Annotated in this window: 19 protein-coding genes; 7 read left to right on the forward strand and 12 right to left on the reverse strand. The window is 43.8% G+C overall.

Annotated elements, in window-relative coordinates; translation table 11 throughout:
• Nucleotides 1-13 precede the first annotated feature (13 nt).
• From DQQ10_RS21015 to DQQ10_RS21040, 6 genes are all read right to left on the reverse strand, one after another.
• Nucleotides 14-757, reverse strand: coding sequence for a LytR/AlgR family response regulator transcription factor (locus DQQ10_RS21015; RefSeq protein WP_112748893.1), 744 nt, complete (start codon nt 755-757; stop codon nt 14-16).
• Nucleotides 758-759: 2 nt separating this feature from the next.
• On the reverse strand, nt 760-1806 hold the full coding sequence (locus tag DQQ10_RS21020; protein ID WP_112748894.1) for a sensor histidine kinase: 1047 nt from the start codon (nt 1804-1806) through the stop codon (nt 760-762).
• Nucleotides 1807-1825: 19 nt separating this feature from the next.
• On the reverse strand, nt 1826-2170 hold the full coding sequence (locus tag DQQ10_RS21025; protein WP_165824040.1) for a DUF4288 domain-containing protein: 345 nt from the start codon (nt 2168-2170) through the stop codon (nt 1826-1828).
• 51 nt (nt 2171-2221) lie between these two features.
• Entirely contained in the window at nt 2222-3031 is an 810-nt protein-coding gene (locus DQQ10_RS21030) for a LiaF transmembrane domain-containing protein (protein WP_112748896.1), read from the reverse strand.
• 220 nt (nt 3032-3251) lie between these two features.
• Complete coding sequence (locus DQQ10_RS21035) at nt 3252-3659, reverse strand: endonuclease domain-containing protein (RefSeq protein ID WP_112748897.1); 408 nt, start codon at nt 3657-3659, stop codon at nt 3252-3254.
• Nucleotides 3660-3864: 205 nt separating this feature from the next.
• Nucleotides 3865-4533, reverse strand: coding sequence for a 3'-5' exonuclease (locus DQQ10_RS21040; protein ID WP_112748898.1), 669 nt, complete (start codon nt 4531-4533; stop codon nt 3865-3867).
• A 180-nt stretch (nt 4534-4713) separates the two neighbouring features.
• Between DQQ10_RS21040 and DQQ10_RS21045 the strand changes: the two genes are divergently transcribed.
• Both DQQ10_RS21045 and DQQ10_RS21050 read left to right on the forward strand, forming a co-directional pair.
• On the forward strand, nt 4714-6414 hold the full coding sequence (locus DQQ10_RS21045; RefSeq protein WP_112748899.1) for an amino acid permease: 1701 nt from the start codon (nt 4714-4716) through the stop codon (nt 6412-6414).
• Between the two features lie 193 nt (nt 6415-6607).
• Nucleotides 6608-8761 (forward strand): DUF7619 domain-containing protein, encoded by a 2154-nt coding sequence (locus DQQ10_RS21050; RefSeq protein ID WP_112748900.1) that lies wholly within the window; start codon nt 6608-6610, stop codon nt 8759-8761.
• Here DQQ10_RS21050 and DQQ10_RS21055 read toward each other — a convergent pair.
• From DQQ10_RS21055 to DQQ10_RS21065, 3 genes are all read right to left on the reverse strand, one after another.
• Entirely contained in the window at nt 8758-9888 is a 1131-nt protein-coding gene (locus DQQ10_RS21055; RefSeq protein WP_112748901.1) for a saccharopine dehydrogenase family protein, read from the reverse strand. The genes DQQ10_RS21050 and DQQ10_RS21055 overlap by 4 nt on opposite strands.
• Before the next feature lie 133 nt (nt 9889-10021).
• Nucleotides 10022-10438, reverse strand: a complete 417-nt coding sequence (locus DQQ10_RS21060) for a globin domain-containing protein (protein ID WP_112748902.1) — start codon at nt 10436-10438, stop codon at nt 10022-10024.
• A gap of 138 nt (nt 10439-10576) precedes the next feature.
• Nucleotides 10577-12241, reverse strand: coding sequence for a tetratricopeptide repeat protein (locus DQQ10_RS21065; RefSeq protein WP_112748903.1), 1665 nt, complete (start codon nt 12239-12241; stop codon nt 10577-10579).
• 67 nt (nt 12242-12308) lie between these two features.
• Between DQQ10_RS21065 and DQQ10_RS21070 the strand changes: the two genes are divergently transcribed.
• From DQQ10_RS21070 to DQQ10_RS21085, 4 genes are read left to right on the forward strand one after another with little or no spacing between them, the layout of a single operon-like run.
• The gene (locus DQQ10_RS21070; RefSeq protein WP_112748904.1) at nt 12309-12824 is read left to right on the forward strand and encodes a DUF4442 domain-containing protein; all 516 of its coding nucleotides are present in this window, start codon (nt 12309-12311) and stop codon (nt 12822-12824) included.
• Between the two features lie 54 nt (nt 12825-12878).
• Complete coding sequence (locus tag DQQ10_RS21075; protein ID WP_112748905.1) at nt 12879-13358, forward strand: Mpo1 family 2-hydroxy fatty acid dioxygenase; 480 nt, start codon at nt 12879-12881, stop codon at nt 13356-13358.
• A complete protein-coding gene (locus DQQ10_RS21080) occupies nt 13342-14298 on the forward strand; it encodes a GNAT family N-acetyltransferase (RefSeq protein ID WP_112748906.1) in 957 nt (318 codons plus the stop codon). Before DQQ10_RS21075 ends, DQQ10_RS21080 begins: the two co-directional genes overlap by 17 nt.
• Complete coding sequence (locus DQQ10_RS21085; protein ID WP_112748907.1) at nt 14298-15248, forward strand: glycosyltransferase family 2 protein; 951 nt, start codon at nt 14298-14300, stop codon at nt 15246-15248. Before DQQ10_RS21080 ends, DQQ10_RS21085 begins: the two co-directional genes overlap by 1 nt.
• A gap of 4 nt (nt 15249-15252) precedes the next feature.
• Here DQQ10_RS21085 and DQQ10_RS21090 read toward each other — a convergent pair whose 3' ends face one another.
• Genes DQQ10_RS21090 through DQQ10_RS21100 form a run of 3 tightly spaced genes read right to left on the reverse strand, consistent with a single transcriptional unit; the run spans nt 15253 to nt 18221 of the window.
• Nucleotides 15253-16059, reverse strand: coding sequence for a phytanoyl-CoA dioxygenase family protein (locus DQQ10_RS21090; RefSeq protein ID WP_112748908.1), 807 nt, complete (start codon nt 16057-16059; stop codon nt 15253-15255).
• Nucleotides 16060-16971, reverse strand: a complete 912-nt coding sequence (gene rsgA / locus DQQ10_RS21095) for a ribosome small subunit-dependent GTPase A (protein WP_112748909.1) — start codon at nt 16969-16971, stop codon at nt 16060-16062.
• A complete protein-coding gene (locus DQQ10_RS21100) occupies nt 16968-18221 on the reverse strand; it encodes a 3-deoxy-D-manno-octulosonic acid transferase (protein WP_112748952.1) in 1254 nt (417 codons plus the stop codon). Before DQQ10_RS21100 ends, rsgA begins: the two co-directional genes overlap by 4 nt.
• 111 nt (nt 18222-18332) lie before the next feature.
• On the opposite strand from DQQ10_RS21100, the gene DQQ10_RS21105 reads away from it, so the two are divergent.
• Entirely contained in the window at nt 18333-19403 is a 1071-nt protein-coding gene (locus DQQ10_RS21105; RefSeq protein WP_112748910.1) for a DUF6588 family protein, read from the forward strand.
• The last annotated feature ends 37 nt before the right edge of the window (nt 19404-19440 follow it).

Genomic DNA, 19440 nt, shown 5'->3' on the forward strand with positions numbered 1-19440 from the left:
TAATACGCTTCTGTTAGAGTCCTAATACACTCTTCAACTTTGTGTAACCGCTTTTGCTGAGTGGAATGCGTATGCCACTTTTAAGTAGCGCAACGTGACTGTCCTTCTCCAGCGGCTCAATGCGTGTAAGTTGATTGAGTTGAATCATGTAGGAACGATGAACACGTACGAAGGTTGCAGCGTCGAGCGATTGTTCATAAAATCCCATCGTTTTCTTTTTCAGAAACATCTCCTTGGCTGTATAGATCTTCACGTAGTCGTCGTATGCTTCGAGATAGTGGACTTCATGTACGGGGATGATTCGGATATTCCCACCTTCCTTCACGACAATGCGTGTTCGTTCTTCAGGCTGACGAATTTCTTCATTGACAACTACTTGTTGCGCCGTTTTTACTTCCGTGAGTTGATTTTGTTGCTGCCATTTTTGAAGGGCTTTGTCGAACCGATCTTTGCTGAAGGGTTTGAGGAGGTAATCAATGGCGTGTGCTTCAAAAGCTTTCATGGCATACTCGTCGAAAGCTGTTGTAAAAATCACAGCTGGTGGTTGTTCAATAAGCTCCAGCATTTCAAAACCATTGATCTTCGGCATCTGAATATCAAGGAAAATCAAATCAGGTTTGTGCTGTGCAATTGCTTTGACGCCTTCAAAACCATCATTACATTCTTGAAGAATTTCAATGCCCGCATGCTGCTGAAGATATTCGCGAACGATGCTTCTCGCAAGCGGTTCGTCATCGATGATGATGGCTTTAATCATGGTTATTGTGGTTGAGGAATTTTAACGGTAGTTGTAAAAATGTTTCCAGCCTTGCTCGTTTGAAGTAGATCTTGACGAGCAAAAAGCAAGTATAGCCTACGTTGTATGGACTGCAATCCAAAGCCAGTACCTTGTCGCGGCGAGGCCGTATCGGGATCAAAAGGATTGTGGACGCTAATGGATAAGGCATCTGCTTCTTTTGATGCGTTGATGCTGATCGTGATTTCGCCAACCGTATCATATAAACCAAACTTGATTGCATTCTCTACGATGGGTTGTAAGAGCAGGGGCGGAAGTAGCAGGGCGGATAAGGATTCATCGGCGATGATTTCTGTTCGTAGTCGATGTCCAAACCGAACTTTTTCAATTTCGAGATAAAGGTTGAGATGGTGTATCTCTTCCGATAGCGGCACCATCTGACTATTGTCGCGACGAATCGTGCCACGAAGAAAGTCAGAAAGCTGTTGTACCATTTTTCGTGCTTCTTCAGGGCGCGATCCTGCCAGCGCACTGATTGAATTTAAGCTATTGAACAAAAAGTGAGGTTGTAGTTGTTGACGCAGATTTGTGAGCTCCGCTTCACGTGCAAGTTTCAAGGCATCGTTTTGTCGTTGCTCTGCATCTTGCTGGTCGCGCATATAGTACCAGATATAGCTCATGATCACGATGAGCATGATCATCAACCAACAGAACAATCCACGCATAATCGTAGATGCTTGTAAAAAATGTTGGTATGCTTCGTTGTGTTGGAACCAATAATGTGATAGCAGGTAATTATGAAGGAGTACGCACGCACCCGACATGATCACACTCCACACGAGCAAGTACATCGCATTTTTCGGACTTGGTCTGTAGTAATTAAGCGCACTAAACATGAAGTAGCCCGCCGTAGCAATCAACAAGTTTGTGTTCAATGCATCGGTGAGGGCTACATGCCAGTCTAAGTTGAAGGTCTTGATGAGCGCATAAGTTTCTAATACTTCCAATAGAAGCCACCATCCTGCATAGAACAGTGCGATCTTGGTTTTTGAAACTCCGTTTTGGCTCAAGGTCAGGTATCGTTACGGCTTAAAAAAGGGGACGAGCGTTGAGACGAATCGCAATCGCTTTTTGATGTACTACATGAATATAGTTCGCGGGTTCCTCGATCTCATGAATTTTTGAATATACTTCAACGCCGTCTTCCATATTTTTCATTGGAATGAGTTCTGAAACGTTGATGAACTCCCATTTCACGGCGGTGTTCTTATCATTGAAAAACAGATCTTCTTCGTTTAATCCGATGGTACGAGCTTTCAAGAAAGCTTCTTCTTGATTGTCGGCGCTAATGAGTCGAAGTTGCTCATCGAATTGTTGTTTCTGTGCTGCTTCTGTTTTGATGCCGAACACGATTTTTGCGATATACCAGTTCATAAGAAATACGAGGATTATGAGGATTATATGCATGGCCTTTTTTAATAATCATCAGTAGGTTCTGATGTCGATACCTGCAAAGATGCAAGTGCCTTTTAAGATGAGCACTTTATCACTTTCAGTATTAAGCGAGCTTGGACTACGTTTGTCGTCTAAGCCGCCAAAGATGCACACGAGTTCTTCTGTTTGAATTTTCCAGTTTGCAGGCACGATCAATTTTGCGCCGCCAAAAATTTGCACGAGTTCTAATGTCGCAGGACCATTCATGTCTGCTTGTCCAAAGTTAATGTCGCTGCCACCAAAGATGGTTACGACTTCTCCGCTGCGGAAATCTTTTGAGATAACTACTTTTTTTGAACCACCAAATACGTTTACCAGTTCGAAATATTCTTCACCATTACGTCTCGGTGCTTGTTGTGCAGCGGTTGCATAGGGTTCAGGCGTGATCGGCCTTCTCTCATCTAGTCTTCCTCTCCAATGTTCCCATTCTTTTTTTTTAGGTCTGATGATCATGATTAAGCCAACCGCGATGATAATCACAGGCCACATGTAGTGACCAATGTTAAAACCTTCGATAAGGCGTCCGGCGAGGAATGCACCGCCGATCAAGATCAAAATTAACCAAGCCCAATCTTTGAAGCGCTGCTTTACGCCAACAAATATTCCGACTACGATCAATATCATCGGCCAGCTTAACAACCATCCTGGAACTTCAACACCGCTTTGCTTTGCTAAGAAGATTGAGCCGATCGTCATGATGATCAATCCTAAGAAGATTCTACCAGTACGTTCCCCTCTGCCAAATTCCGGATTGCGATCTTGTCCGATGGGTGAAGGGTTGTTGTTGGTTTGCGTTTCCATTTTGTTGTTTGATTTATGATTCAAATATACGGGGAGATTTTAGGGTGGGATATGGGAGATAGGCCACCGCCAGTGGGAAGTAGGTGAATGGCGGATGGTGGGCGGTGAATGCCGACACACCCCCTAGCCCCCTCTCGAGAGGGGGGAGTTTTGCCTGCGGCAAAACGTGGCTACCTTCGGCGAAGCAGCTGATGTGATCACGCTAACCTTGCAATTCCCCCTATCGAGGGAGGGCAGGGGGAGTGTCGCTCTGCGCTCTTGCCCGCACCCACGCGCGAATTGCATTCAGCACAAAGTCGGTTTTGTTTAGCACCTCCTCATCCGTGAATCGAAGTAATGTGATGCCGAGTTCATTCATCCGTGATTCTTTGATCGCATCCTTGATTTTTACAGCAGGATCATCATGGCTACTACCGTCGACTTCGATGCCGAGGAATAGTTCACAGCAATAAAAATCCAGGATAAACCTGTCGATTGGTTTTTGGCGGTGGAAATCGTGCTCCTCCATTTGTCGACCTTTGAGAAATTGCCAGAGCCAAGCCTCGGAGGCAGTGCAATTGTTCCTCAGTTTTCTCGCATACTTCTTGAGGTGTTTGTCATAAGGGATAATGACACGTCTTTGTTTCATGCAACGGGTGATTAAATGACAGCTAACGGTTTTGAAAGATAGGCAAATATGGGTAGGTATGAGGATCGTAAGGATGGTTATTGCGTTAGCGATAGCAGCGGAAACCCCGAAGCGTGGTGGCATGTGGGATGCCGGAGTTGCAGCGGATAGCGCGGCCCGCCGCGGCGGGAAACGCCCCAATATTCTACTTCTTACTACTTACTGCTTAATTCTCTTCTGTCTCCTGACTCCAACCTCCAGGCTTCTTCTTTCCCATCGCCAACAATTTCTTATACACCTCCAGACATACCCAGGCATCGGTGGCGGCGTACTCGATTTGTTTCTCTGTGAGTGTGGGCGCTTCCCAATTGGAGGTCTGCGCGTTTTTTGAAATGCGAAAACCGAGTAGTAGGCCAGTGAGTTTTTTTACGCTTTCGACTTGGAGGCCCGCTTCTTTCGACATGGTGGCGAGTTCGACGAAAGAGGTAGGGTGGAAGCGTTTTATTTTTTGTAGGGCCTTGATGTCGTCACGGATAGCAACGCCAGCTTTGATGATGCCGGGGTTTTCGAAAATATTAACGATGTGCTCATCGATGCCGGTGTGATGAAGACGGATCAAAAAAACTTTATGAGGCACGGCCAATTGTAGCAATGCTACTTTATAGGATTGACCTTTTGTAAAGCTCGGACGCGTTTCGGTGTCGAAACCAATGACGGTGTGTTTGGAGAGTTCTTGTGCGACTTTCGCGAAATTGGTGGGATCAGTAACTACCTGCACCTTTCCGGAAAATGCTTTAAGGGGCAGCGCTGTTAATTCTTCTGCCGTAATATTCGTTTTGAGCCCTGCGCGGTCATGCTGGTCTACACTATCGTGATGATCCTTGGTCGAAGTCATTAAAAAATCCAATTACCAGATGAAAAAATCAAATTGCCATCGATGCATGAAGTTAAGGAAAAAATCATGGCGTGAACTCGTTGGGATAACATTAAAACTTTTTAAGTAAGCGAGAGGAGGGCGGAGGAGTTTAAATCCTGTGGTTTTTTACTATTTTGAGGCCCTCTTAAACCTAAGCTGATGTCTAAGTCCCTATTTCGCAAAAAATCTCTTGATACTATTCTCAAAGATCCTCACCAGGAAACGGACCATGGTCACGGCGGGCAAGGATTAAAAAAGGTACTCACCGTCAAGGATTTAACATCGATGGGAATCGCGGCGGTAGTAGGCGCCGGAATTTTTTCGACGATTGGTACGGCTGCATTTAACGGCGGCCCTGGCATTTCGCTCCTCTTTATTATAACGGCCATTACCTGTGGGTTCTCGGCACTTTGTTATGCGGAGTTCGCCAGTCGGGTGCCTATCGCAGGGAGCGCGTACACTTACGCTTATGTTTCTTTCGGAGAACTGATCGCTTGGATTATCGGATGGGCACTTATTCTTGAATATGCCATCGGCAATATTGTGGTGGCAATTTCATGGAGCGGGTACTTTAACAATTTACTCGAAGGCTTCGGTGTACATTTACCAGCGTGGCTTACTACAGATCCGACCACTGCTAAAAATGCTTACGCCGAAGTAGAAGCAGCGTTGCGCGATGGAAAAGTGTTGGACAAAAGTTTGCTCTTTGCGCAAGAAGCATGGCATAGTGCGCCGGTGATTGCAGGCAAGCACATCTTCATTAACGTTCCTGCGTTTGTCGTTGTCGTACTCATTAGTATTCTCACATTCATTGGAATCAAGGAAAGCAAGAAGACCACGAACTTCCTGGTGATCTTTAAAATTCTCGTGATACTCTTTGTGATCGTTGTCGGATTTTTCTTTGTGAATCCCGGCAACTGGAGTCCATTCTTGCCCAACGGATTTGAAGGAGTGTTGAAAGGTGTGTCGGCCGTGTTCTACGCGTATATTGGATTTGATGCGATCTCGACTACGGCTGAAGAATGTAAAAATCCACAGCGTGATTTACCACGTGGGATGATTTACTCGCTGGTGATTTGTACCGTGTTGTACATTCTTATTACGCTTGTGTTAACAGGGATGGTGCCATTCACATCGTTGAAAGTTGCTGATCCATTGGCGTATGTTTTTGAACTCGTCGGACAAGATTGGATCAGTTACATTATTTCGATCAGTGCTGTTGTAGCAACAACGAGTGTGTTGTTGGTATTTCAACTTGGACAGCCACGCATTTGGATGAGCATGAGTCGTGATGGTTTGTTACCACAGAAATTTTCTAAGATTCATCCTAAATTTCAAACGCCATCATTCTCTACGTTGATGACAGGGATTATTGTCGCCATACCATCGTTGTTCATGGAGATTGGTTTGATGACAGATCTCACTAGCATTGGAACACTCTTCGCCTTCGTGTTGGTGTCTGGTGGTGTGTTAACGCTCCCGAAAGTTGTGAACCTGAAAGGTGAAGTACAAGAGGGAAAATTCAAGCTTCCGTATATCAATGGCCGCTTTATAATTCCGATTCTCTACGCTGTATTCATGTTCTTCATGTTGGATCGCGTGCAAGCTGGCTTGACCAACTTGACCAATGAAGGCCTGCAAGAAATTCTTTTCCTTTTGTTCGTGTTGCTCGCGACCACGCTAACCATTGCGACGGTGGTGAAACAGTTTAATGTTATTCCGATTCTGGGTGTACTCTTCTGTGCTTATCTATTAATTGAAATTCCTGCACTTTCTTGGATCTACTTCTTTGTTTGGATGGGAATTGGTTTGATTGTTTACTTCGCCTATGGGTACTGGAAGAGTAGGTTGGCAAAATAGCAGGTTAAGTAAAAAAGGATTATTTTTGGGGAATTCTTTAGAACCCCATGAAAAAAATCATTCTGACCGCATTGCAGCAATTATTGTCTGCGTAAATGTATCTGCACAAAAGTTCACGGTTGAAAGTTTTAACATCGTCTAAGACAGATGGCAAACTATCGGCGGCGTAATTCCGGAAGTTGATGGTACGTGGGTGACACTTGGCGGCAATATCTATCGAAAAGAGAACGACGAGTTTAACCTCATATATGAAGAAGTGTTCGGCGATGAGTACGATTCTCTAGAAATCGGAAAAGATACGAATGGTTCGCTATGGGTAGGAAGTTACTACCATGGCGTGGCCGTAAAGCGCGACGACTGGCAATTCTATCATAATACTTCAGGCACAGTCGGGGGAAAGTACGTGCGAGAAGTATATGATTTTCTCAATACAGTTGGAGGTTCTGCCTACATTTCATATGCAAAAACAGTAGACAATTCCGCGACATACGAACTGATAGAAGTGCGGTCGGATGGGAGCACAATTAAGTATGAATTATCAGAAGCGCTGGTAGACGCTGTGAGCATTAATGGGAGAGTGTACCTGCTGTCATATGAGCAAATTTACTACCTCGATAACGGTGCAATAGTAGAAGATGACCAAAGTCCAAACGGATATTTTAGGTCATTTGGCATCGATGCAGACAATAGTCTTATCGTTTTTGGTTACAATAGCATAGAACAGGATGGCTACTATATAAAAGATGAAGCTGCGGAATATGAGTTTGTGAAAATTCCTGATGACTTTTGGTGGGTACGTGATGCCGGTGCAGACGGAATGGGAAGGAAAATTTTCTTATCTGGCGATGATATACTTGTACAGGAGCGTGGGAACTTTTACGTTATTAACGAAGAGGCAGGTTTGCGTGATAATGACTATCCTCACGGGATTACGGTGGCAAGAAACGGCGATGTATATGTTCATTATTACCGCGGTTATGATCTCATTCATTTCGAATCGGTGGTTGGAAATGAACTGAAGGGGAAATTATTTAATGATTTAAATGGCGATGGAAAACAGAACGATGAAGAGCCAGGTGTCGCTAATCACATTTTGAAATTATCACCTTCTAATACGTTTGCGATAACCAATAAAAATGGTGAGTTTCTTTTCTCGCCTTCAGTGGGTGAAAATACGGTTAGCTGGAAGGAGAAAGATTTTTGGCAGCAAGGCATCACGCCGCTATCTTATACTTTCACATATCCGAACGAAGAACCACTACCTGATTTTCAGATCGGCATAATGTGGGATGCTGTTCATGATGTCGCGGCTTCCGTGTCGGGATCGGCTACGCGTCCAGGTTTTGATACTTACTATTGGATAAATGTTCGTAATGAAGGAAGTGAAAGCGAGACACCCAAAGTAACATTCACTTACCCTAAGGATTTCACATTGTTAAAAAGCAGTATCGAGCCGACATCTGAAAATTCTGGTCAGCTAACTTGGGATTTGCCGACACTTCCAAGTTTAGGATATGAATACATTACGTTGAAGTTTAATATCCCGGCAAGTACACCGCTGAACACTGAGTTGTTCTCAGTCATTCAAGTAGAAGACGTTGCGGGCGAGGAGGATCTCGGTGATAATATTGATTCGCTCCATCAGATCGTTACAGGTTCGTTCGATCCTAATGATAAACTCGTGCGAGAAGGTATTCTCGCGGAACGCTACGTGCAAATTGGATCGGATCTTACGTACACGATTCGTTTTCAGAATACGGGCACAGATACGGCCTTTACGGTAAAAGTAAAAGATGTTTTGGATCACAACCTTGATATCGCCTCGCTTGAAATTCTGAGTTCAAGTCATCCTATGACATATTTCTTGAATGGCCACGTGTTGAACTTTACCTTCAACAACATCGAGCTTCCTGACAGCGTTCGTGATGAGCCGAATAGTCACGGTTATACAAAATACAGAATCAAAAATATTTCGACGATCGAAGATGGGACGGATGTATTGAATAGCGCGGCAATTTATTTCGATTTCAATGAGCCAGTGATTACAAACATCACCTCGAATCGTTATGTGATCAATCTTCCTAACACTGGGCCTACGGCTGTTGAAGATGACCTCATTGTGAAGGATTTGCTTTACCCGAATCCATCAAGAGGTAACTTTACGATTCGCAATGAGTACGCAGCTCAATTCACGAAGGCTACCTTGACAAGCATTACAGGTCGCCAGATAGAAACGAAACCAGTCGATGGAAACACAATTCAATTGCATGCAACGCCTGGGCTATACTTCCTCCGCCTCGAAGGAAAAACCAAATCGGTTGTCTGCAAAGTGGTGATCGTAAACTAAGATTGATTTTCGGTGATCGTGTAAATCACGCCACGCTCCTTCAGATATTGTAGGATGAATTTGAAACACTTTTCATCCTCGCCTACAAACTCTGGAGGAGATATTCCTTTGCGGGAATAACTTCCGTTCAATACGAGTTCCACCGCGGCGGTGCAGGTATATCCGGTGGTCCGGGCCATCGATAGTGTATTTGTATTTAAGTCGGTTCGGTCGAGGACGTTATATTCATACGTTTTCTGTTTTCCATTCTCTTCACCAATCACGCGAACGCGCATCACGGTAAACTCCTGTTCCCCAGGTTTTAATTTCCATTTTGGAAAGAGGAGTTTAGCGGTAACATCGATCGGACGAATTTTAACGCCTTTTACTTCCACTTCGTCATAAGAGAAAAATCCACTTTCACGAAGTACGCGTAAGTATTCAATACACCCGGGATAGCGAAGTGTTTTCTCAATCATATTTGGAACGCCAGGAATGGTTTTGATTAACGATCGCAGACCATCGCTATTCCAAGACTCAAGCGTTCCGATTCCTTCGAAGTGAATTAACTCAGGATCAGATAATGCTTCCTTCACGACCACCGCACCGTTTTGAACATAGCGTGCTGGACGAATGTATTCTTCAATCACATCAATCGGAGAAAAGACCGCTTTATATTCGTAAGGCCATTCACGTACAACTGGCAGTCCTCCCACAAGGCATTCATACGTGTCAATCTTCATCCGAGGATGATGATAGCCGAGTATCAAATTGCTCATGCCTGGTGCCACACCACAATCTGTAACAACAGTAACATTGTTTTGCTTGGCAATATCATCGAGTAAAAACGAATCCTCAGGAAAGAAAGAAATGTCTACGATGTTCTTACCGGCTTCAATTACATTCTTCACCATTTGAAATCCGAGAAATCCGGGAACAGCACCAACGACTAAATCAAAATCACGAACAAGATTGGTGAGCCATAGCTTATCTGAGAAGTCGCCTTTTATCGTGTTGACATGATGTGGTTTGAGGCTTGATACCGCCTCGTTATTGACATCAACGGATGTGACATCGTGTTTTTTAGCGAGGTCGATCGCGATTGCTTTGCCGACTAAGCCAGCGCCGAGTACAACGATTTTTGACATAGTTTGAAGATTAGTTATGCTAATGTATCAGACTTTTTGGAAGGGACACAAAAAAATGCCCATGCCTTATAGGAAAGGTCATGGGCACAGATGGAACCCCAATTTGTCCAACCGTATCTTGAATTTCTATTTGTTAAGCTGCTACAGCTTGTTGATTCTTGATCATGGCATTGCTGATGACGGCGTACATGTCAACCCATGCCTCCTCTAATTCCTCATTCCATTTATCTTTTAAACCCTGCTGCAAAGTCCAAAGGAACGCGGCACCGACGATTCGGTAGTACGCTGGATCAACACCATATTTATGATGACGCGTAGCAAGAGATTTTATTTCACCTTGTATCTCGTCAAGCTTTTGCAATTTACTCACCATGAGCGTTACCATGTTAATTAATTTTCGGCTTTGTCCTTTGGGCTCCGATTTAAACAAGGATTTTAACTCAGGTGCGATTTCGAATAGGCGGTGATAGAATAATTGTCCTGCCTCTTCGGATTTAACAATCACGTAACTCCAGGAGTTCTTTACGAGAAGAATTTGTCTTTCAGTCATAGAGGGTGGCGTTGAATTCTGAAGCGAATTAACGCCTTCTTGCCCGGAATAGACGCCTCAGACGTGTTGACGCCGCGTTGACATGCTGCTAAATCCTAGTTTACAATAGGTTTACAGTTGTAATTAATATTCTGATAATCAATTCGTTTTGAAACTTGCGATGAAGTCTCCCAAATTTTCCTCCGTCACCAGATTGAGCTTTTTGCGGAGTCGGTGCCGTGCCATTTTTACGCTCTCGGGAGAGATTCCCATCAACTCAGCCATTTCTTTCATGCTCAAATTCAGGCTCAACAGCGCACATAACTTCAGGTCGCTTTGGGTCAGATCTGGAAATTGATCTTTTAACTTCTGGAAAAAAGACGAATGTACCTTCTCGAAATACATCCGAAACTCGTCCCAATCTTTTTCAGATTCAAGACCGTAGTCGATCACCTTAATCAGTTTGGTAAGCTTGACCTTCGAATCTTTGTCGGTAGTAGCCAGCATCTCTTGAATACCTTCCCGCAAGTTTTCCATGAGTGCGTTCTTCTGCACGAGATTCAATGTATAAGTCAATAATTCTTTGTGCCTGAACTCAAGATCCTGTTGAAGTTGTTTTTCGGCCATAGCACGATTTTCCAGCGCAGCATTGGTGAGCAATTGTTCTGCCGCATGAAGTTGCTCGTTTTTTGCGGCCAGTTCCTTTTCACGTTTAATGCGGTTTCGCTGCATCACGATCACCAGGATACCAATGACGATCACCGCCGTGAGACCTATATAAATGATCCTGCTACGCGATTGAGAAAGTTTTTTTTCTGCCTTCAGCAAATTCAGCTCTTGTTCTTTTTTCTCATTCTCGTACAGCGATTGCATGCGCTGAAAATTGCGACTGCTTTCTTGTCCGCGAATGGAGTCGTCAAGCGCTTCTTTCCAGCGATAATAAAATAATGCTTTCTCGTAATTTTTTTTCTTCGTGTAGGCATCTGCTAAAATCCACGCTGCTTCTTGTGTCTCTGCGCGCAAGGCTAATTGTTTGGCAATGCGAAGCTCTTCTTGTCCAAGCGAAAGTGCTTCATCGGTTTTACCTTGCTGAAGGTAAATGCGATTCAAGTTGTAATAGGCCGTGGGTAACTTGGCCATGTTATTCGTGCGTTTGTGAAGCGCAATTGCCTCCTCGATATACTGCTGCGCTTTACCCCATTCGCCACGTGCGCGATACACAATGCTGATGTTGTTGAGAACATTCGCGATGCCTTCGTGATGATTAAGTTGTTTTTCATACTTGAGCGCTTGTTGGTAGTAATGCAACGACTCATCGCGGTTGGTGCTGGCCAGAAGAACGTTGCCGATTTGTCGCAGCGCGTCGGCCATGCCTTGGATATTTTTTTCAAGGGTGTAACGTCGCAATGCATGATCATAATATTGTCTTGCGATGGTGTGCTCGTTCATGCGATAATATGTACGACCAAGCGCGAGGTAAATTCTTGCAAGAAAAATTGAATCTGGATTAGCGGCTGAAATTTTCAGCGCTTTCATTTGTAGGTCTAATGCTTCGCTTGAATTGCTCTTGAGCGCCGATAACAAACTATTGTTGAGCAAGGCTTCTATCTTTCCGGCACTGTATTGAAGTGAATCAGAAAGTGTCAGCGCTTCTAAAGTGAAGCGTCGTGTCTTCTCCGGGTCGGTGGAAAAAGATTGCTGTGCGAGTCTATTCAGGTCATTGACAAACGCGGTATCCTTTGTGGAATGCACAGGGACATCAAGCGATTGCCCGTAAACTGACCAGCTCACTAAAAAGAGTAAGAATAGTAAAAGACGAAACATGGATGGGGGCCCAGAATTTCAATAAATAAAGTAAATTCTATTAACTTCCCGATATACATTCGAAACTATGTTTGATCTTAATACGGTGCTTCAAAAAGCGCAAACCTCAGGCTTCTATCGATGGCTTCTAAACTGGTCGTTGAACAAGATGATTCCTTTCAATAAGCCGCACGACATACAGGTGGTTGAAAGTGGCGAATATCATATCAAGACACGGCTGCCGTATAAGCGAAAAAATTTCAATCATATACGTGGTCTGCACGCCTGCGCGTTAGCGACGCTTTCGGAGTTTACGACGGGTTTTCTGTTGGTCAGCAAATTAGATGGTAAAAAGTATCGTCTCATTATGCAGCGACTTGAAATGGATTATCATTACCAGGGCAAACTCGATGCTACGGCTAGTTTCTCCGCCACACCGGAATGGCTGCAAGAAAAAGTTTATGATCCATTAAAAACACAAGACTCGATACTGCTGGTTTGCGAAGTAAAAATACATGATGCCAAAGGGAATCATCTGACAACAGGAAACGTGTATTGGCAAATCAAAGATTGGCAAAAGGTAAAGACCAAAGTGAGTTCATAGATGCTTTCGGACTTCCTGACTTTTTCCTAAATTTCTTATTCAAACCATTAACCTATGCGCCGCATCGACCAGTTGCTTTCAGAGTATGGCGAGAGTCATCAAAACGAAACGAACAAGTCTATTCACTGGATTTGTGTGCCGTTGATTTTCTTTAGCATTGTTGGACTCGTTGCGTCAATTCCTTCGCAGGCGGTACAAAACGTTTTAGGCCCGGAGAATCCTTACGCAAATTGGGCGACGCTAGCACTCATACTGGTACTGGTCTACTACATCACCCTGTCATTGTCTTTAAGCCTGGGGATGATGCTGTTCAGTGTATTGTGCCTTTTCATCGCCAATGTGATTGCGCGATTGGATATTGCACCATTGTGGATGATCTCATTAATCATTTTTGTGGTCGCGTGGATTGGACAATTCTACGGTCATAAAGTCGAAGGAAAAAAACCATCGTTCCTGAAGGACATTCAATTTCTTTTGATTGGTCCAGCGTGGCTCATGCATTTTATTTACAGACGTCTTGGAATTCCATATTAACAAATTGGAAGACTACGCTTTTACAAATACTTTTCCGGTTCACGCATCTCGCGCAGTTGACGTATCACTTTTCAATGAAGAGTTACATCGCCACATTCAAGCGAGAGAAGGTTGGATATCATTTTATCTACTCAACAACAAACACAACCGCATTGAAGGCCTAGTGCATCTACACGTTGAAAACGCCGTCGCGAGAAGTCCATTAAAGGCGCCCTTTGCGTCGTTTGAATTTGATGCAAGAGCACCTATTGAGCAACGCTATCGTTTTATCAATTTCGTGGAGGAAGAATTGCGAAAGAAACAGGTAGCACGTATAATTTTGAAATGCCCATTGCGCGATTACAACGCTTTCAACAATACATTGCTAGAAGTATTCCTACTCAATCATGGATGGCAGATCGAGGAGGCAGAAGTAGGATGTCTTATTGATTGTAGCCAACCCATAGAAGAAAATTTTGAGGCGTGGGAGGGAAGAAAATTTAGACAAGCCGCTGATGCTGGTCTCTTGTTCAAATCTTTGCCGATCACTAGCTTGGACGAAGTCTATCTTTTTATTTTGGCATGCCGCAAAAAAAAGAATTATAGTTTGTCGATGACCTTGAAAGATCTACGACAAGCCGTGGAAACATTTCCAGAGCACTATGCATTGTTTGGACTTTTTTTAGATAACAAACTCGTCGCCGCGTCGGTGACCGTTCGGGTGACGAAAAATATTGTCTATCATTTCTACACCGATCATGACGATGTTTATGATCATTTAAGCCCTGTGGTATTTTTAACTGTCCAACTGGTAAAAGAAATGCGTGAAAAAGGAATTCAGTATTTAGATTTGGGAACTGCAGCCTTTGACCAACACCCTAATTTTGGATTGTTGAATTTTAAAATTCGTCTCGGTGGAGTACCATCGTCAAAATTTACATTCGTTAAATCATTGATGTAATGCCGCCATTGGTCTCAGTGATTTGTTTATGTTTTAATCATGAGCGTTTCGTTCGTGAAGCGTTGCGTTCTGTATTCCAACAGACGTATCCCAACATACAAATTATTATCGTTGACGATGCCAGCACAGATCAAAGTATGGATGTGATACGCAACGTTGTGGGAAGCAACGCGGATGTGCAAATCGTATCTCTTGATCGTAACATCGGGAACTGCGCTGCTTTTAATCGAGGCCTAGCATTAGCAAGAGGTAAATATATAATTGATTTTGCAACGGACGATGTGATGCATTTTGATCGCATTGCTCACCAAGTGGCGTTCTTCGAATCACACGACGATTCGTGGGGCGTTAATTTCACCGACGCTACTTATATCGATCCTGATGGAAAGTTTATCCGGGATCATTTCGATTACCTACTCGAAAAGAAATTGCTTATGGCCGTTCCTGAAGGCGACGTCTACACGACGGTGTTGAGCACTTATTTTATTCCGTCGCCGACAATGATGATTCGTAAATCGGTGCTCGATGAACTGAACGGATATGATGAATCACTTGCCTACGAAGACTTTGATTTCTGGGTGCGTGCATCCAGAAATTATAAATTCAGTTTTTTAAATGAACGGTCTACCCTCATTCGACGAAAACATGGGTCTATGTCCGACGGTTGGTATATGCCTGGTGATCGTCAACTCCATTCGACGTACTTGATTTGTAAAAAGGCCGTGGCATTAAATAGAACGCAGCAAGATCGTGACGCACTCTTGAAACGTCTCCGTTATGAATTACGGCAGTCGGTGTTTTCTGAGAATCATACAGAAGCAGGTCATTTCTTCGCGCTCATAAAGGAGATGGGTGCTGCTTCTACAACGGACCGGCTACTGCATTTTATCAATGGACTTCACCTTCCGTTGTCGCGTTTACGTAGCTTATATCAAAAGATCCGCTATTAAATTATCAATGTTCCCATAGTCGAATTTCGAGCGAGATTCGCGTACGGTCTGCTTGCAAATTGACGGCGCCGCCATGAATCAGATAAGGAGAAAAGATAAGCACTTCATTGAGTTGTGGATCAGGCCTGACAACATCAAAGTTGCCATCAATGGCGGTAACTGCGGGAACATTAAATTTCATACCATTCATGATTGCGCCACCGATGGTGCGTTCGATCTTCGACTCTGACCAGTGATGACTGCCGGGGACAATGATCAACGATGATTTTTCATTACTCCCCGCAATCGGAATGTATAGGTTGATACAATTATCATAGTCTTCCAACCAAATGTCACGGTGTAATGGATTATTGTCGGTGCTATTGGGTCTGACTACTCGGAAATGAAATATAGATTGATTATCGAATGGATTTCTAACACGAAGTTTTTTGCCGACAACTTCAGAAACGCGAGTTTCCAGAAACGCGATTGGCACAGGAAAATCAGAAACCTCTATTAACTTCGTATGCTCCACAGCAGCAAGGTGCGATGTAAAGTCTTGCACGAGCGTATGATACTGGTCTAATACAAAGTTGTCGGGAATAACGATGCCGGCTTTACGCCAACAGCGTTGCAATAAAGATCGACATGCTGCTTGAAATATATCCGCTAATGGTGCATCAAAGAGCTTCTCGATCGTGTAACCTGACGACGCCATCGCCGTGTTATTGGTCAAGTCGTTTGCATGATGAAGTAACACAACGTTATCACCCCATTGTCGTGCATTTTCAGGTTGATACGAAATCGTCCTATCATTCACACAATATTCCATCTACTTTCTATTATCGTCGTTGTCAATCATGCTTAAGTAACTTTCATAACGTTCCAAAGCTATGACGCCATTTTTCACCGCCTCTACAACGGCGCATTTAGGTTCTTTGATATGAATGCAGCGCGAACCAAATTTGCAGTCCAATCGTACATCACGCATCTCTGGGAAGTAGTCCGAAAGTTCTTGATCAGTCATGTCTACAAGACCCCATTCCTTTACACCAGGTGTGTCAATCACAAACGTTTCTTCTGCAATCTTAAACATTTCCGCGAATGTTGTCGTATGCGTTCCTTTGGAAGAGAAGTCGGAGATGTCGCCTACCGTTTGTGTGATCGCAGGAGAAATCTTGTTGAGCAAGGTGGACTTACCGACGCCAGAATGGCCGGCGACAAGCGTAATCTTGTTGGTAAGCAACTTTTGTATTTCCGATAGATCGTCCTGCTTTGCGGAAATGGAAAAACAAGTAACACCGATGTTACGATAACGTGCCATTAACGAATCAACATAGTCACGCGACTCATCATCCAATAAATCGCGTTTGTTAAAAACGATTACTTGCGGAATACGAAACGCTTCAGCGCTCACTAAAAATCGATCGATGAATCCAAGTGATGTGCGCGGCATCGATAATGTTGCGACCATCATGGCTTGATCGATGTTGGCCGCAAGCACGTGCGAATGGCCAGTTTTCTTTATCGATTTTCTAAGGATGTGATTTTTTCGATCAAGGATTTCAGTGATCGAGCCGTAGTCATTTTCCAATTCAAAGGAAACGTAATCACCGACGGCAACTGGGTTTGTCTCCTTGATGCCTGCGAGGCGAATTTTACCACGAACGCGGCAGATATGCTTCTTTCCTTCCGACAGCACATCGTAGAATGAGCCCGTTGATCGCATTACTAATCCTTTCATGCGGCGGTGTTTTTAGCGCGGAGTGTTGCTTCGCAATAGGTCAATATTTTTTCAGTAGCGCCCAAATTTTCTTCTACATACTGTCGCGTTACTTCACACGCTAAAAGAAAACTTTCCGGGAGCGTTACCATTTCATACTTCATCTTCAAATCGGTGTAGTCGGCAACATCAAAAGCGCCTCCGCGGTTGATGAGGTCAACAGCTTCTTTAAATTTTGTATAGTTCTTGTTGCCAAAGAAAATAGGAACACCATAACATGCGGCCTCAAGAATATTGTGAAGCCCCTTACCATATGCTCCGCCAATGAAAGCAAATTCTCCATAACGATACAGTTTGGAAAGCATGCCTACATTATCGATGATGAGTACTTGGAAATCTTCGAGATTGATGTTTGTTGTCTGCGAGTAGCGAATGGATTTCACCTGCAACGCCCGCTCAAGAGAAATTAAATTTTGCTCTGATATTTCATGCGGTGCAATGATGAACTTCATCCTATTTTCGTTTATCAAAGGAATGAGTACATCAATATCTTCACTCCAGCTGCTACCGACAACGAATATCTTCTGATGGTTTTTGAAGTTTTGTATGGTCGGAAGTTCTTCAGCTTGTTTCACGATTTGATAGACGCGATCGAAACGTGTATCTCCCGAGCGTGTGCAATGATTGAGGCCAATAGCCTTTAATAATTTTAGCGACTCATCATTTTGTACAAAGAAGTGAGAGATTCGTTTTAGAATTTTTCGATAGAATCCACCATAGGGCTTAAAGAAAAGCTGGTCGGGACGAAAGATCGAAGAGATGGAGAGAATAGTTGTACGATTGGCAGCCAGTGCTTGCGTGTAATGATGCCAGAATTCGTACTTCACAAAAATTGCCAGGGTAGGTTTGATGGCTTTTACAAATCGCTTTGCGTTGGCGGCGGTATCCCAGGGTAAATAATAAACGTGGTCTGCGCCTTGGTAATGTTTGCGAACGTCGTAGCCGGAAGGGGAGAAGAACGTGAGCACGATCCGAATTTTTGGAAACACCTTTCGGAGACCTTCGATGACGGGACGGCCTTGTTCGAACTCGCCCAAAGAAGCACAATGTACCCACACCACGGGTGCGGTATTGGTAGCGTAATCGGCCTGGATCTTCTGCAAAAGTCCTTTTCTACCGGTTACAAAAGACTTTGCTTTTGGATGAAAGAGTGCCGCAAGCCGCAAGCCTGCCCTCATTAAAAAGATGGACAAGTTATAGAGAATGATCATCAAGCGTAAAAATACAAAGCTAATGGCACTCGCGGATAATTTTTTATTCCACATCCTGCTACTGCCACGCAGGTAATTTAATTAATTTTAAGACAGTTGAATTTAACATTTATGAATCCCAGCACCATCACGAAAAAGTGTTTACTTCCCGTTTTATTTTTTATTTGCCTATTTTCTTCGGCATCGCTTCGGGCACAAGAAAGTGACCTTGTTGAGTTTTTAAGAGCCGGAAAACAAGACGCCTCGAAATTGATGAACGCCTACATGAACCCCATGATTGAGGGGTTATCGTACGGCCTGAACGGCGGATGGGCACAAACTGCAAAAGCGCATAAGACGCTTGGTTTTGATTTCATGATCAATGCGAACGCTGTCTTTATCCCTTCCTCGAAGAACTACTTTGACCCAGGTAAACTCGGGCTCACAACGGTTACCAGTTTTCAGTCTGACAACGCCAATGGAATGGCGCCGACTATCGTTGGCCCCGCTGATGGAACAACTTATACCACGCAGCTTGATGTGAACGGTGACGGAACCCCAGATCAAAGTTTTGATATCTCTGGTCCGGAAGGTTTGGATCTTAAGAAAAATATTAAAGTTAGTGGCGTTGTTGTGCCTACGGCTACTTTAGGTATTGGTATCTATAAAAATACAGATATCAAAATTCGCTGGATGCCGGAAATTGAAGCAAGTGATTCTAAAGTCAAATTGTTCGGACTTGGTGTAATGCACGATGTCAAACAACATATTCCTGGTATCAAGCTGCTTCCCTTTGATTTGTCAGTCATGGGATCATTCACAAAAGTGAAGGGCTACTCTTCGTTAGAAGGTGTATTTGCTGCACCTCAGGGTGGCGGCGAACAGCGCATCAACTACGAACTGAATGCTTGGCTTGTGCAGGCAATGATCTCTAAAAAGTTCTCGGTTATCACACTTTACGGAGCGCTTGGATACAATGCTGTGAAGACGACGTCAGATGTCGTAGGATCTTATGTGATCTATGATAACCCAAGTGGTAACGACTTAGTGTATGAAGATCCAATTAGCATGACATTCAAAAACAATGGTTTCCGCGCTACGGCCGGATTCCGCTTAAAGCTTGCTGTAATTTGTTTAAGCGCTGATTATACATTGCAGGAATACAGCACCTTATCCGTTGGGTTTGGAATTGCTGTGAGATAGTAATAAAACACCACGGTATGAGATAGCCTGCCAGTAA

Origin of the sequence: Pseudochryseolinea flava (assembly GCF_003286915.1) — a bacterium.
Taxonomy (GTDB): Bacteria; Bacteroidota; Bacteroidia; order Cytophagales; family Cyclobacteriaceae; genus Ohtaekwangia; species Ohtaekwangia flava.